The 14,768-nt window shown below is 68.4% G+C and carries 13 protein-coding genes; 6 read left to right on the forward strand and 7 right to left on the reverse strand.

Annotation, left to right across the window (positions count from 1 at the left end):
* Window positions 1–59 precede the first annotated feature (59 nt).
* The 4 genes from NX773_RS07980 (at window position 60) to NX773_RS07995 (ending at window position 5,823) form a co-directional block, all read left to right on the forward strand.
* Window positions 60–449, forward strand: coding sequence for a carboxymuconolactone decarboxylase family protein (locus tag NX773_RS07980; RefSeq protein ID WP_258855770.1), 390 nt, complete (start codon window positions 60–62; stop codon window positions 447–449).
* Window positions 450–538: 89 nt separating this feature from the next.
* The gene (locus NX773_RS07985) at window positions 539–2,506 is read left to right on the forward strand and encodes a peptidase U32 family protein (protein WP_258855771.1); all 1,968 of its coding nucleotides are present in this window, start codon (window positions 539–541) and stop codon (window positions 2,504–2,506) included.
* A gap of 226 nt (window positions 2,507–2,732) precedes the next feature.
* Window positions 2,733–3,170: a universal stress protein gene (locus NX773_RS07990; RefSeq protein WP_258855772.1), complete on the forward strand. Its 438-nt coding sequence runs from the start codon at window positions 2,733–2,735 to the stop codon at window positions 3,168–3,170.
* A gap of 85 nt (window positions 3,171–3,255) precedes the next feature.
* Window positions 3,256–5,823: a cation-translocating P-type ATPase gene (locus tag NX773_RS07995; protein ID WP_258855773.1), complete on the forward strand. Its 2,568-nt coding sequence runs from the start codon at window positions 3,256–3,258 to the stop codon at window positions 5,821–5,823.
* Here the strand turns inward: NX773_RS07995 and NX773_RS08000 are convergent.
* Window positions 5,777–8,488, reverse strand: a complete 2,712-nt coding sequence (locus tag NX773_RS08000) for a bifunctional acetate--CoA ligase family protein/GNAT family N-acetyltransferase (RefSeq protein WP_258855774.1) — start codon at window positions 8,486–8,488, stop codon at window positions 5,777–5,779. The genes NX773_RS07995 and NX773_RS08000 overlap by 47 nt on opposite strands.
* 130 nt (window positions 8,489–8,618) lie before the next feature.
* Here NX773_RS08000 and NX773_RS08005 point away from each other — a divergent pair, with 130 nt between their 5' ends.
* Together NX773_RS08005 and NX773_RS08010 are read left to right on the forward strand one after the other, a co-directional pair.
* Window positions 8,619–9,452, forward strand: coding sequence for a universal stress protein (locus NX773_RS08005; RefSeq protein ID WP_258855775.1), 834 nt, complete (start codon window positions 8,619–8,621; stop codon window positions 9,450–9,452).
* A gap of 89 nt (window positions 9,453–9,541) precedes the next feature.
* Window positions 9,542–9,979 carry a universal stress protein gene (locus tag NX773_RS08010; RefSeq protein ID WP_258855776.1) on the forward strand — a complete coding sequence of 146 codons (438 nt, stop codon included), beginning with the start codon at window positions 9,542–9,544 and terminating at the stop codon, window positions 9,977–9,979.
* Between the two features lie 117 nt (window positions 9,980–10,096).
* Here NX773_RS08010 and NX773_RS08015 read toward each other — a convergent pair whose 3' ends face one another.
* From NX773_RS08015 to NX773_RS08040, 6 genes are all read right to left on the reverse strand, one after another.
* Window positions 10,097–11,083, reverse strand: coding sequence for a zinc-dependent alcohol dehydrogenase family protein (locus tag NX773_RS08015; protein ID WP_258855869.1), 987 nt, complete (start codon window positions 11,081–11,083; stop codon window positions 10,097–10,099).
* Window positions 11,084–11,307: 224 nt separating this feature from the next.
* Complete coding sequence (lpxO, locus tag NX773_RS08020) at window positions 11,308–12,207, reverse strand: lipid A hydroxylase LpxO (RefSeq protein ID WP_258855777.1); 900 nt, start codon at window positions 12,205–12,207, stop codon at window positions 11,308–11,310.
* Window positions 12,208–12,379: 172 nt separating this feature from the next.
* Entirely contained in the window at window positions 12,380–12,607 is a 228-nt protein-coding gene (locus NX773_RS08025; RefSeq protein ID WP_258855778.1) for a DUF6139 family protein, read from the reverse strand.
* 92 nt (window positions 12,608–12,699) lie between these two features.
* Window positions 12,700–12,900, reverse strand: a complete 201-nt coding sequence (locus tag NX773_RS08030) for a hypothetical protein (RefSeq protein ID WP_258822711.1) — start codon at window positions 12,898–12,900, stop codon at window positions 12,700–12,702.
* Between the two features lie 143 nt (window positions 12,901–13,043).
* Window positions 13,044–13,958 (reverse strand): class I SAM-dependent methyltransferase, encoded by a 915-nt coding sequence (locus NX773_RS08035; RefSeq protein WP_258855779.1) that lies wholly within the window; start codon window positions 13,956–13,958, stop codon window positions 13,044–13,046.
* A gap of 136 nt (window positions 13,959–14,094) precedes the next feature.
* Complete coding sequence (locus NX773_RS08040; RefSeq protein ID WP_258855780.1) at window positions 14,095–14,766, reverse strand: ankyrin repeat domain-containing protein; 672 nt, start codon at window positions 14,764–14,766, stop codon at window positions 14,095–14,097.
* Between the last annotated feature and the right edge of the window lie 2 nt (window positions 14,767–14,768).

A 14,768-nucleotide genomic window follows, 5' to 3' on the forward strand; every position in this document is an offset into this window, starting at 1 on the left:
GTTGCCATGTTGAAAATGCGTTGCTAGGATGCCAGCCTCTTACAACACGAGGAGACGATATGCCCAGCATCCGCAACACCCTGGTATTGCTCGCCGCGCTTTGCGTTGGCGCCGCCGCGCACGCTGCCGACAAGGTCCCCGCGCCAACGGAAGACCTGATGGGCGCCAACGATGCGGCGTTCACCGCGCAGTTTCGCGACATGTACGCCACCACTTGGGGCGAAGGCGCGATCCCGAAAAAGTACAAGGAACTGTCCGGCGTCTCGATCTCGGTGGTGGAGCGCTGCGAGACCTGCTTGCGCTTTCATGTGCGCAACGCAAAGAACGCCGGCGCCTCGGGCAAGGAAGTGATCGAGGCGCTGCGCATCGGTCTGCTCACCGGCGGCTCCATCACGCTGCCGACGGTGCGGGCGGGCTATGACGAGCTCAAGGCGCTCGGCGCCATCTGAGCCGTCCACCACATGGCGGTTGCGCAGCTGCCACTGACATTAAGTGGTTGATTTCGCTATAATTCCGCGCTTCTCCCGAGGAACCCGCCATGTCACTGCTCGACCACCAGCTAGAACTCCTGTCGCCCGCCAAAACCGCTGAGATCGGCCGCGAGGCGATCCTGCACGGCGCCGACGCGGTGTACATCGGCGGGCCGGCGTTCGGCGCGCGCCACAATGCAAGCAATACGCTGGAGGATATCGCCAGCCTGGTCGAGTTCGCGCACCGCTACCGCGCCCGCATCTTCGTCACCCTGAACACGATCCTGCACGACGCCGAGCTCGAAGCGGCGCGCAAGCAGATCTGGCAGCTGTACGAGGCTGGCGTGGACGCGCTGATCGTGCAGGACATGGGCCTGCTGGAGATGGACCTGCCGCCGATCCAGCTGCACGCCAGCACCCAGTGCGACATCCGTACCGTGGACAAGGCGCGCTTTTTGGGCCAGGTCGGCTTTTCGCAGCTGGTGCTGGCGCGCGAACTGTCGCTGGAACAGATCCGCAAGGTGCGCGAGGCGGTGGACACGCCGCTCGAATACTTCATCCACGGCGCGCTGTGCGTGGCGTTCTCGGGCCAGTGCTACATTTCGCACGCCGACACCGGGCGCAGCGCCAACCGCGGCGACTGCTCCCAAGCCTGCCGCCTGCCCTACACCCTCACCGACGCTCAGGGCCGCGTGGTGGCTTACGAAAAGCATCTGCTGTCGATGAAGGACAATGACCAGAGCCGCAACCTGGAAGCCCTGGTCGATGCGGGCATCCGCTCGTTCAAGATCGAGGGGCGCTACAAGGACATGGGCTATGTGAAGAACATCACGGCCCACTACCGGCTGCTGCTGGACGAGATCCTGGAGCGCCGTCCCGAATTTGCGCGCGCATCGAGTGGCCGCACGCGTGTGCTGTTCACACCGGATGTGGACAAGAACTTCCACCGCGGGCATACCGACTACTTCGCCAACGGCCGCCAGGACGATATCGGCGCTTTCGATTCGCCCAAGTACGTAGGCGTGCTGCTGGGGACGGTGAGCCGCACCGGCGCCGATCATTTCGAGCTCGTCACCAACGCGCCGATGGCCAATGGCGATGGCCTGAACTACATGCACAAGCGCGCCACCGTCGGCATCCAGGCCAACAGCGTGGAGCTGCTCGGCGACAGCGAGGAAGGCCAGCGCTGGCGCGTGTACCCGAACGAGCCGATGGCGACGCTCGCGGGCCTGAAGGGCGGGACCGAGGTGCACCGCAACCGCGACCACCAGTGGGAAGGCGCGCTGCAGAAGAAGTCGTCCGAGCGGCGCGTGGCGCTGGACCTGGTCTTGTCCGAGCACGCGGGCGGCCTGTCCCTTGCGCTCGTTGACGAGGACGGCATCGAGACGGTGACGCATGCCGCCATCGAGCTGCAGCCGGCGCGCGAGGCCGTCCAGGCCGAGTCCGCGCTGCGCGCGAGCCTGGGCAAGCTGGGCAACACGATGTTCGAGGCTCGGCAGGTCGAGCTGGCGCTGTCGCAGCCATGGTTTGTGCCGGCGGGCGTGATCAACGCGCTGCGCCGCGACGCGATCGCGGCCCACGAGGCGGCGCGGCTGGCCGCCTGGGAGCGCCCGCAGCGCAAGGCGCCGGCCGAGCCGCGCGCGGTGTACCCGGAGACCCAGCTGAGCTACCTGGCCAACGTGTACAACGAGAAGGCGCGCGCGTTCTACCACAAGCACGGGGTGCAGCTGATCGACGCCGCCTATGAGGCGCACGAGGAGCCGGGCGAGGTGTCGCTGATGATCACCAAGCACTGCCTGCGCTTCGCGTTCAACCTGTGTCCCAAGCAGGCTAAGGGTGTGCAGGGCGTGCAGGGACAGGTGCGCGCCGAGCCGATGACGCTGGTGAACGGCGGCGAACGCTACACGCTGCGCTTCGATTGCAAGCCTTGCGAAATGCACGTGGTCGGCGCGATGAAGCCTGGCATCCTCAATTCCCCTCCCCCGTCCGCGATACCGTACAGCCCGCTGGTGTTCCATCGCCAGCGTCCACGCTGACGGCCTGGTCGTCGTGAACGCGTGGGCGGGAGACCCGCCTACGCGTTCAGCTACAGCGCGCGTCCGCCCGCCGCTCCCTCTCTGCGGCCGAGCGAGGGCGCGACTTTGAGCGCAATCAAGCCCCCCTCGGCGGGTGGCGCGAGACTGTTCGTCGATGCCGCCGCCCGCCCGTCGCCGCGCGGTGGCGGCGGGCCGCCTGTGCGGCATGGATAATCGAGGAGCCATCATGTTCAAGCAAATCCTGTTACCCACGGACGGTTCCGACCTGTCCGAGCGCGCCGTGCTGGCTGGGATCAGCTTCGCCAAGGAGATCGGGGCGCAGGTGGTCGGCCTGACCGTGCGGCCAGAGTTCCACACGTTCACGTACAAGACCGAGATGCTCGAGGACACCGAACCCGAGTTCGAGGCCGCCACCGGCAAGCAGGCCGACAAGTACCTGTCCTTTGTCACCGATGCCGCGCGTACGGCCGGCGTGCCGTGCACCGTGGTGCAGGTGGTCTCGGACGATCCGTACGAAGCGATCCTGCAGACAGCCAAGGAACGCAAGTGCGACCTGATCATCATGGCCTCGCACGGCCGGCGCGGCCTCAAGGGCGTGCTGCTGGGCAGCGAGACGCAGAAGGTGCTGGTGCACAGCGACATCCCGGTGCTGGTCTATCGCTAGTGCCGGGCGCAACCGGTTCGCGCCCGCCGGCCATCTGCTAAACTGGCATCCAACTCAGGCATTGGAGGCGTGGCGCGACGGCCAGATGGAAAGCACAGAATACGAAGAAGGGCTGAGCCCGGACGAAGCTGGCCAGCGCCTGGCCACGGAAGGACCAAACGCATTGCCGGCAAGCGCGCGGGGCGGCGCCTGGGCGCTGGTGCGCGAGGCTGTTACGCAGCCGATGTTCCTGTTGCTCACGGGCGGCGCCCTGCTCTACCTGCTGCTTGGCGACGCGCGCGAAGGCGCGCTGCTGGCGACCATGGTGCTGCTGACCGTCGCCATCGACCTGTACCAGGAAGGCAAGTCCGAACGTGCGCTGGAAGCGCTGCGCGAGCTGTCGAGCCCCAAGGCCACCGTGCTGCGCAATGGCCAATGGGAACTCATCGACAGCCGCGAGGTCGTGCGCGGCGACCTGTGCCTGCTGCGCGAGGGCGACCGCGTGCCGGCGGACGGTGTGCTGGTGCGCGCCGAAGGCATGGCCGTGGACGAATCGCTGCTCACGGGTGAGTCGGAAACCGTGGCCAAGTCCACGCAACCCTGCACGGCGGTGCAGGCGCTGCTGCAAGGCGCGGTCGGTCCCGCCGGTGGCCAGGATACGCCGTACGCCTTTTCGGGCACCACGGTCGTGCAAGGCCACGGCCTGCTGCGCGTAACGGCGATCGGTCCGGCAAGCCACATCGGGCGCATCGGCGCGGCACTGAGCGATGTCGGGCGCGGCCGCTCGCCGCTGGAGCGCCAGGTCGGGCGCCTGATCACCGTGTTTGCGACCGCCGGCGCCGCGGTCAGCGTGTTCCTGGTCGCCTATTACCGCGGAACCGGCGGCAGCTGGCTCGATTCCCTGCTGGCCGGCATCGCGCTGGCGCTGTCGCTGCTGCCAGAGGAATTTGCCCTGGTGCTGGCCGTGTTCCCTGCGCTCGGTGCGTGGCGCCTGGCCCGCGTGAATGTGCTCACGCGGCGCCTGTCGGCCATCGAAACGCTGGGCACCACCTCGGTGCTGTGCGTCGACAAGACCGGCACGCTCACCGAGAACCGGATGAGCGTTGCCGCCCTCTTGGCCGATGGCGAGATGCTCCGGGTGAACGAGGCCACCGACGCGCTGCCGGAGCCCTACCATCGCCTGCTCGAATTCGCCCTGCTGGCCAGCCCCGCCGACTCGGCCGAGCCGATGGACAAGGCGGTGCAGCGGCTCGGCCAGCGCGCGCTGCGCGCCACCGAACACCTGCACCCGGAATGGACCCAGGCGGCGGAATTCGGCATGACGGCCGGCATGCGCGCGGTGTCGCACGCCTGGGTCGGCGACCCGGAGGGCAGCGCGGCGGTCGGAGCCAAGGGTGCGCCGGAAGCCATCATCGACCTGTGCCACCTGCCCGCCGACGAACGCGACCGCGTGCTGGCGCAAGTGGATGCGCTCGCGGCCGAGGGGCTGCGGGTGCTGGCGGTGGCGACCGCGGCCTACGATGGCCCGCCGTGGCCGAGCGAGGCGCACGCCTTCGACTTTTCGTTGCTGGGGCTGGTCGGGTTTGCCGACCCGCTGCGTCCGGGCATTGCCGCCGCCACCGCCGAGTGCCAGCGAGCCGGCATCCGCGTGGTGATGATTACCGGCGACTATCCGGCCACGGCGCGCCACATCGCCCGTGACGCCGGCCTTGGCGACAGCGAACCGGTCACCGGGGACGAACTCGCCGCGCTGGCCCCCGCCGCCCTGGCCGAACGTTTGCGCACAACCAACGTGTGCGCCCGCGTCGCGCCCGAGCAGAAGCTGGCCATCGTGCAGTCCTTGCGTGCCAGCGGCGAGGTGGTGACCATGACCGGTGACGGCGTGAACGACGCGCCGGCCCTGCGCGCGGCGCATGTCGGCGTGGCGATGGGCCAGCGCGGCACCGACGTGGCGCGCCAGGCGGCCTCGCTGGTCCTGCTGGACGACCAGTTCTCGTCCATCGTGGCGGGCGTGCGCCTGGGCCGCCATATCTTCGCGAACATGCGCAAGGCGATGATCTACATCGTCTCGGTCCACGTGCCTACCGCCGGCATGGCGCTGCTGCCCGTGCTGCTGGGCTGGCCGATCTTCCTGTACCCGGTGCACATCGTCTTCCTGGAGCTGCTGATTGCGCCCACCTGCGCGCTCGCGTTCGAAAACGAGCCGCCGGAACGCGACCTGATGCGCGAAAAGCCGCGCCGGCCCGACGCGCCCCTGCTCGGGCCGGGCGCGCTGGCCTACGGCTTTGCCCAGGGCGTGGTGGTGCTGCTCACGGTGCTGCTTGCCTACGGCTGGGCGGTGCGGCACCTGGAGCCGTCGCAGGCGCGCGCATTCGGCTTTTGCGCGCTGGTGCTGGCCGATGTGGGGCTGATCTTTTCCAACCGTTCGCGCAGCCGTACCAGCATCGGCGCCATGTTCACGCCCAACCCGATCGCCTGGGCGGTGTGCGTGGCCGCCTGCGCGATCCTGGCGCTGGCGGTGCTGGTGCCCTTCCTTGCCGAACTGTTCTACTTCGGCCCGGTGCCGCTGGCGGCGCTGGGCACGGCCTGCGCGATCGGCGCCAGCAGCGTGCTCTGGTTCGATTTGCTCAAGCTGGCACGGCGGGGCGCGCGACGCCTGGGCCTTGCAGGTTGAGGCACATGCTGACGATTTCCTCGCCGGGCAGCTGGGTCTTGTGGAAACCCAGCCGCGCCGCGAGGCGCAGGATCGCCACGTTCTCGGCCAGCGCCTCGCCAACCAGTTCGCGGATCCCCTTGTCGCGACAGTAGTCGACCAGCACCTGCATCAGGAGCGTGCCCAGCCCCTGCCCTTTCAGGTCCGAGCGTATCGTCACCGCAAACTCCGCCTTCACGTTGTCGGGGTCGGCCACGGCGCGCGACACGCCCAGCGTTTCCGGTTCGCCGTCCGGGCCCACGCGGGTGGCGATGAACGCCATCTCGCGGTCGTAATCGATCTGGGTGAAGCGCGCCAGCTGCGCGGGCGACAACTCGCGCAGGCGCACGAACATGCGCAGGCGCACGTCCTCGGGCGTGAGGCGGTTGAAGAACGCGACGTGGGCCGGTGCGTCTTCCGGCCGCACGGGGCGGATCGTCAGCGGCTGTCCCTGCCAGGTTACGGTCCGTTCCAGCTCCTGCGGATAGGGCCGGATCGCCAGCCGGCTGTACGGGTCGACGTCCGGCGCCGGGGCCACCCGCACGCGCGCATCGAGCGCAATGACGCCATTGTGATCCACCAGCAGCGGATTGATGTCCAGCTCCAGCACCTCGGGTATGTCGGTCACCAGGTGCGACAGGCGAATCAGCACGGCGCACACGGCTTCGGTGTCCACCGCCGGGCGGTTGCGGTAGCCGCCCAGCAGGCGCGACACCCGGGTGCGGCGCAGCAGGTCGTGCGCCAGCACCATGTCCAGCGGCGGCAAGGCGAGCGCGCGGTCGGCCGTGATGTCCACCGTAATGCCGCCCTGGCCGAACACGATCACCGGCCCGAACACGGGATCGGTCGCGGTGCCCGCCAGCAGCTCGAGGGCGTCGGGCCGCCGTGCCATCGCCTGCACGGTGTAGCCCAGCAGGCGTGCACCGGGCTTGAAATGCGCCAGGCGATCGGCCATTGCCTGCGCGGCCGCCTGCACCGCGGCGGCGTCCGGCAGGTCGAGCTCCACGCCGCCGACGTCGGTCTTGTGGGTCACGTCGGGCGACAGAATCTTGAGCGCTACCGGAAAGCCGATCGCATGCGCTGCCTCGACGGCGCCGGCGACGGTTTCCACGCTGCGCGTGTCGACCACCGGGATGCCGTAGGCCGCCAGCAGCGCTTTTGACTCCGGCTCGGTCAGCATCTGGCGCCCCGACGCGAGCGCGGCGCGCACCAGGGCGCGGGCGACACCGGGCTCGGGCTGCTGGCCGGCGGGCGCTGCCGGCGGCACTTGCATCAGCAATTGCTGGTTGTGCCGGTAACGCACGATCTGCAGGAAGGCATGGATGGCGTCCTCCGGCGTATCGTAGGCAGGCAGCCTGGCGCTCGCCCATATCCGCCGCGCGTCCGCCAGCGCGTCCCCGCCCAGCCAGCAGCCGAACACGTTCCTGGACGTGTTCCTGGTCAGCGGCACGACGGCGCGCGCGATCTCTGCGCTGGACACAATCGCGGTGGGACAATGGATCAGCAGCACGGCATCGACCTCGGGCGCTTCGAGCAGTACCTGCAGCGCGTCGCGGTAGCGCTCGGGCGGGGCGTCGCCGATGATGTCGATCGGGTTTGCGCGCGGCCACGATGGCGGCAGCAGCGCATCCAGCCGCGCGAGCGTGTCGGTGGACAAGGTGGCGAGCGTGCCGCCGCCGCATACCAGCTCGTCCGTCGCCATCACGCCCGGGCCGCCGCCGTTGGTCAGGATCGCCAGCCGCTCGCCGTGGCCGCGGCGCGCATGGGCCAGCGTTTCGGTGGCGTCAAACAATTCCTCGGTGCTCATCACGCGCAGCATGCCGGCGCGGCGGAAGGCGGCCTCGTACACGGCGTCGCTGCCCGCCAGCGCGCCGCTGTGCGAGGCTGCGGCGCGCGCCCCTTCGGCCACCCGGCCGGCCTTGAGCACGACGGTGGGCTTGCTGCGCCCGGCCGCGCGCGCGGCCGACATGAACTTGCGCGCGTGGCGCACGTCCTCGATGTACAGCAGGATCGACTGGGTGAGCGGGTCGCCGGCGAGGTAATCGAGCACGTCGCCAAAATCGACGTCCGCCCCCTCGCCCAGCGAAATGAAGCGCGAAAAGCCGATGCCGCGCGACTTGGCCCAGTCGAGCACGCCGGTCACGAGCGCGCCCGATTGCGAGACGAAGGCCGTGCGGCCGGACAAGGCGTTGGTATGGGCAAAGCTCGCGTTCAGCCCGATCGCCGGCACGATCAGGCCGATGCAGTTGGGGCCGAGGATGCGCAGCAGCCTGGGCCGCGCCGCGGCGAGCGCCGCCTGCAGCCAGGTGACGCCAGGCGTTCCCGACGCGGCGCCAAGCCCGGCCGAGATGATGATGGCTGCCCGCGTGCCGCGCGCGGCCAGCGCCGCAATAATGCCGGGCACCGTGGGCGCGGGGGTGCAGATGACGGCCAGTTCGGGCGCGGCCGGCAGCGCCGCCACGTCGGGATAGGCCTGGCGGCCGGCGACGGTGCGGTGCCTGGGGTTGACCGCGTACACCGGCCCGCGGAACGAACCGGCCAGCAGGTTACGAAACACGGTGGCGCCGACGCTGTGCGGCCGATCGGAAGCGCCGATGACGGCCACCGAGTGCGGGTCGAACAGGTACTGCAGGTTGCGTACACTCATGCATTCTCCTCCGTCCGGCCGAAGCTGACAGCGTAAGGGCGCAGGCCGGCGCGCCAATGAGCTACATCAAACGGCGCATCGCGCCCGGAGCGATCATCTTACCCGCTCAGTGAATGCGGAAGGAAGCCTCATGCGCTACAAAACCATCGCTGTGCACGCCGACACGTCCGTGCACGCGCCAGCCCGGGTTCTGCTGGCGTGCGCGCTGGCCCGCGCGGAGGGCGCGCACCTGGTCGGCGTGGCGGCCACCGGGGTGTCGCGCTTCATCTATCCCGCTTCCACGGCGGCGCTTGCCCGTAACGTCGTGTCGCCGTACGCGGCGTCGCTGCACGAGCACGCGCACCGCGCGCTGGACGAGTTCGAGGCAATCGCTGCCGCCGAGGGCGTCGCCTCGCGCGAGCCGCGCCTGGTCGCGGACGACCCCGAGGGCGCGCTGGTGCTGATGTCGCGCTACGCCGACCTGCTGGTCCTGAGCCAGACCGCCCCCGCGCACGAGGTGGCCGGCGCCGTGCGCGAGTTGCCGGAATTCGTCATGCTCAACACTGCGCGGCCGTTGTTGCTGGCGCCGTACGTCGACCGGCCGTGGTCGCCGGGCGGCAAGGCGCTGGTGGCGTGGGACGAAAGCATCGAGGCAACGCGCGCGCTGGGCCATGCGCTACCGCTGTTGTGCCTGGCCGCTGCAGTCACCGTGGTGCAGTTCGGGCGCGGCGCTGCGGGCAGCCTGGCCGCGCATGCCACCGACCTGGTCGCCTGGCTCGGCCGGCACGGCGTGCGCGCCAACGTGCTCGAGGAACGCCTGGACATCGGCGACGGCAATGCCTTGCTGTCGCTGGCTGCCGACCAGCAAGCCGGCCTGCTGGTGATGGGGGGCTACGGCCACGCACGCTTTCGCGAACTGCTGCTGGGCGGCGTCACCCGCACCGTGCTCGATGCAATGACCGTGCCGGTGCTGATGGCCCATTAGGCGTCGGGTCACACGATTGATGGCCGTCAAACGTGCTCCTTGCGGCGAGGGTGCACACTGGTCGGAGTTCTCGGGCAAAAGGAAAAACCGTGTTCAAGCACATCCTCTTTCCGACAGACGGGTCCCCGGCATCGGTGGTGGCGGCCGCTCACTGCGTCCGCTTCGCCGCCGACATCGGCGCGCGCCTGACCATCCTCCATTCCAGCGCGCCCTTGCACCTGTTCAGCTACGAACCCATCGTGGTGGACGAGGCGTACGAGGAATACCGGCGCAGCCGCGACCGGCTTTGCGCCGAATGCCTGGCGCCGGTGGAAGAGCTGGCGCGCAATGCCGGCATCCCCTTTGACAGCGTCACGGTGGAAGCGGACGAACCCTACACCGCCATCATCACCACCGCGAACAACAAGGGATGCGACCTGGTCGCTATGGCCTCGCACGGGCGCAAGGGCATCAAGGGCGTGCTGCTCGGCAGCCAAACCCAAAAGGTGCTCACGCACAGCGCCTTGCCCGTTCTGGTCTTCCGTTAGCGGCCGGGGCGAACAGCGCGGTCCAGGCACGCGCCTGGGGCTGCAGCCTGAGCGCGTGAATCCTTGCGCAACCAGGTGCCCGCCGACGGCCCGCCGGCGGCGTCCTGAACCCGCTGGCTAACCCGGCACGAGCACGGCGGCACCGTCGAAGCGGCCCGCGCGCAAGTCCTCCAGTGCCTGGTTCGCCTGGGCCAACGGATACACGACGGGCGCGGTCCGGATGGGCACCTGCGCGGCGAGCGCCATGAAGGCCGTCCCGTCCGCGCGCGTCAGGTTGGCGACCGAGCGCACACAGCGTTCGCCCCACAGCAAAGAATACGGAAACGACGGGATATCGCTCATGTGGATGCCCGCGCAGACCACCGTGGCGCCCTTGTTGCTCGCGGCAAGCGCCTGTGGCACCAGCTCACCGGTGGGCGCGAACAAAATGGCCGCGTCCAGCGGTTTCGGCGGTGCATCCCCCGACGCCCCCGCCCAGCTTGCGCCTAGCGAGCGGGCAAACTGCTGCGAGTGCTCGTCGCCAGGCCGGGTAAAGGCAAACACCTCCCGGCCCTGCCCGACCGCGAGCTGGGCGATGATGTGCGCGGCCGCCCCGAAGCCGTACAGGCCCAGCCGCCGTCCCTGCCCTGCCATCGCATACGCCCGGTACCCGATCAGCCCGGCGCACAGCAGCGGCGCCGCGTGGCGGTCGTCGTAGAGGCCGGGCAGCAACAGGCAAAAGTCGGCCCGGGCGACCGTGTACTCGGCGTAGCCGCCATCGCGGTCGTAGCCGGTGAAGCTGGCCGACTCGCACAGGTTCTCGCGCCCGCTCGTGCACCACTCGCACTGGCCGCAGGCGCCGCCCAGCCACGGAATGCCGACGCGCTGGCCCACGCGCAAGTCTTGCACCTGCGCACCCGCCGCTGCAACGATGCCGACGATCTCGTGCCCGGGAACCAGCGGCAGCCGGTGCGGCGGCAGCTCGCCGTCAACGATATGCAGGTCGGTCCGGCACACGCCACAGGCCAGCACGCGCACCAGCACCTCGTCCGGGCCGGGCGCGGGAATCGGCAGCCTGGTTGCCTTCAAGGGCGCCCCGGGCCGCTCCAGCACCATGGCCAGCATGGTCGAGTCCGTATCGCGTGTGTCGCTCATGCGCGCACCGTGGCCAGCGTCAGGTCGTGCGTGCGCGCGGTGACGTCGAGGATGAAGTTCTTGTGAGCGTGGTCCATACCCGCCTTTCGGAAAATCGTCGGAGCCGAAGCCACGAACCGGCTGCGTTGGCTCCGGCGCAGCGGCCGATGGACCATTCTACCCGTCGCCGCGCGCGGGATGTCCCGCGCCGGGGTTCAGATCCAGTAGATAAGGGCGGCCAGGCCGACGATGAGGGCGACTTTGGTCAGCTTGTACGCGGTCTTGTTCCAGGCCTTGTAGCGGCGGCGGTACTGGCCCATCACGTAGGAGATGCGGAACAGCTTGCTGACCAGGCCCGTCTGGTCGCCGCTTTCGTTGGGCGAGGCGGCAGCCGTCATCATCGTGCGGCCGAGCCAGCGGTTGATCGCCTGCATCCAGCCAAAGCGCATCGGACGCTCGACGTCGCAGAACAGGATGATGCGGTCGCGCTCGCTGCCGTTGATTGCCCAGTGGATGAAGGTTTCGTCGAAGATCACCCCCTGGCCGTCGCGCCAGCTGTACGGCTGGCCATCGACGTCGATGAAGCAACGGTCGTCGTTGGGCGTGGCCAGGCCCAGGTGGTAGCGCAGCGATCCGGCGAACGGGTCGCGGTGCGGATTGAGCTTGCCGCCGGGCGGCAGCTCGGCAAACATCGCCGCCTTGACCGACGGAATGCTCTGCAGCAGCTTGTAGGTCTCCGGGCACAGACGCTCGGCAGACGGGTGGCTGGCGTCGTACCACTTCAGGTAGAAGCGCTTCCAGCCGTTCTTGAAGAAGGAGTTGAAGCCGGCGTCATCGTTCTTTTCGGCGGCCTTGATCTTTTGCAGCGCGACCAGGTTCTCGGCCTCGGCGCGGATCACTTGCCAGTTCTGCTGCAGCGGCGCCAGCTCGGGAAACTCGGAAACGGGAATGAACGGCGTGTTCGGCACCCGGGAGAACAGGTGCATCCAGATATTGATTGGCGCCATGAACGACGAATGGTCGAACAGCTGCCGGCCGAACGGCAGGCGCACCCTGCCGCGAAAGTGAATGTGCAGGATCGAGAGAATGAGAAAACCTACTACCGCCCACTTCATCGCGCCCCCAATTGCAGCCCGCCAGGTACGGCTGGCCTCTTCATTAATCGAGGCGCAAGGATACCACAACCGCCTGCGCCCAAGCGGGGCCGGGGGCCGTTCCGGCGGGAGCCGTACGGCGCGCCGCCGGCCGCGTCGGGCCGGCGCAACAGGCGCGGGGGCGCGAGTCGGGTCAGTGGAAGGTCGAGGTGACGGCGTAGCCTTTCTCGCGGATCTGGCCGTTGAGGTTGTCGATATCGTAATCGGGAATCTGGTCCGCGTTGTCATCCACTTCGATGGCGCGCGCCTCCACCTCCCAGTCGGTGTTGGTGGCCTCTTCGGGGATGTTGCGCGCTTCCGGCACTGCCAGATACGAGAATTTGCCGTCCTGTTCGGCCCTGCGGTAAATGTCCAGTCGCATTGTCGGTTCCTGTGTTAAAGGAGAGAACGATCACAGTAGGCGATCGCGACCCGACCGTCTGTTAATTGGACCACACTGCTGGGAGGCACTACTTAGCGGACAGAACCGCCACCCAGCACGCGCGCCGGCAGCATCACGATCGAGCGCAGCAAGGCGAACACAGCCTCGACGCCGATGCCGACCAGGCGAAACGGCAGGCAGACCAGCCAAGCCACAGGATACAGCACGAGCGCCAGCAGCGCGATCGGCCAGCACAGGAACAGCAACAGCAGCCACACGAGGAAACCCAGCATCATTCGCTCCCTGACTTGATCAACATCGGTAGCGTGACTGTACGGGCGCGGCCGACGCGTTTCAATCGCGGTGCGACGAATGGCGTCCCGGGCCGACCGGCGGTGGAAAACGGGGGGCGAACGGGAGCGCTCGCCCCGCCTGCTTAAGCGAAGGCCACCTGCGGCAGACAAGCGGCCGAATGCACCACCTCGGCGCGGATCGATGCCTGCAGCGACGGGATCGAGCCCCCGGCGCGGTAGCGGAACGAGAGCTGGACGATGTCGCCCTCTTCCACCCGCAGCGGCTGCGCCAGCGGCAGGCACATGTAGTGGTTGAGCCAGTCGATGGTGCTGCCGCGCTCCTGCACCACGGACAACACGTTCTTGGTGATGAAGCGCAGCGCGTTCAGCTCGCCGGCCTGCTCGATCAGCAACTGGCCGTCGAAACCGATCATCGGGTCCACCGCCGTCGTAAAGTCCAGCACGCTGTAGATGACCGGCTGGCCCAGCTGCACGGTGCCCGACTGGAACACGGTCGTTTCCTCGAACTGGATGATGGGCGCGACGTAGCCTTCGAAGTTGTAGTCTTTCTGCAGCGGCTGCACGGCCATCAGCACCGCTTCGGGGATGAACATCGGCAGCGGGCCGCCGAAGCGTTCGAAATAGCGCTGCTTGAAGGCCTCGATCACGTCCACCTGCTTCTCGCGCAGCATGCCCACGTGGATCATCTCGCAGATCACCACATCCACCGGCTCCGGCGGCAGGTAGTCGAACGCGTCGGCGTGGATCACCTCCACGCGGTCGCCGCGCGCGTTCTGTGCCAGGAAGCGCCGGGCTTCCTGCACCAGGTCGGGATTGAACTCGACGCAGTACACCTTGTCCGCCTTTTGGGCAGCGAAGAACGACAGCACGCCGGTGCCGCCGCCCAGTTCCAGGACCTTGGCGCCGGGGAATACCACATGGTCGATGGCGCACTTGAATGCGTGCATGCGGTTCTGGTCCATCAGCATGTTGTGATGGTAGTGCACCGGGATGAACTGCCCCAGGTAGCAGCTCTCGATCTCTCGCTCATTGAGCATTGGCTTCCCCTTTGTCTGCGCGTCATGCGCTTGTGTGTTTGCTATCTTGGATTATCCAAGGCAATGCACGCGGGGTATGCGCCGAGGTGGCACGGTTTTCCGTGCCATTTCCTCGATTGGCGGCGACGGCCGCTTTTCAGTGGTGCGCGGCGCGCGCGGTGATGGCGGCAGCCACCTGGGTCTTGCCGGCGCGCTCGGCCAGCTGGGCAGGCGTCAGGCCTTCGGAATTGGTCAGGCCCGGGTTGGCCCCGCTGTCGATCAGGAGCAGCGCGGTACTGTCGTGGCCTTCGCGCGCGGCCATCATCAACGGGGTGTAGGCGCCGCTCGCTCGCGGCGAGAGCGCATCGACCTTCGCGCCGTGATCGAGCAGCAGGCGGGCGATCTCGTTGTCGCCGCCGGCCGCCGCGTAGTGCAGCGGGGTCCAGCCGTCGCGGTTGACGGCGGCGCCCTTGGCCAGCAGCGCCTGCGCCGCCGGCATGTTGTGCTTGAAGGCCGCCATCATCAGGGCGGTATTGCCGTTGACGGCGGGCGTATCGATCCTGGTGCCAGGATGGGCCAGCAAGGTGTCGAGCACCTGCATCGAGCCCTCGCGCGCCGCCAGCACCAGCGCCGGCTCGCCGCCGATCGGGTTCAGGCTGTTGGCGTCGAAGCCGCCGGCCAGCATCGACTTGACGGTACGCGCATCGTCCGTCTGCACCGCCCGGAAGAACTCCGCCACCTGGGCACTGGTGGCGGCCTGCGCCGCGCCGACAAGCATGCAGACCGAGAACAGGAAGCTGCGGAAGATCGCGCGGCGCGGTGTGGTCATGG

Source organism: Massilia solisilvae, from assembly GCF_024753215.1.
Lineage (GTDB): Bacteria > Pseudomonadota > Gammaproteobacteria > Burkholderiales > Burkholderiaceae_D > Telluria > Telluria solisilvae.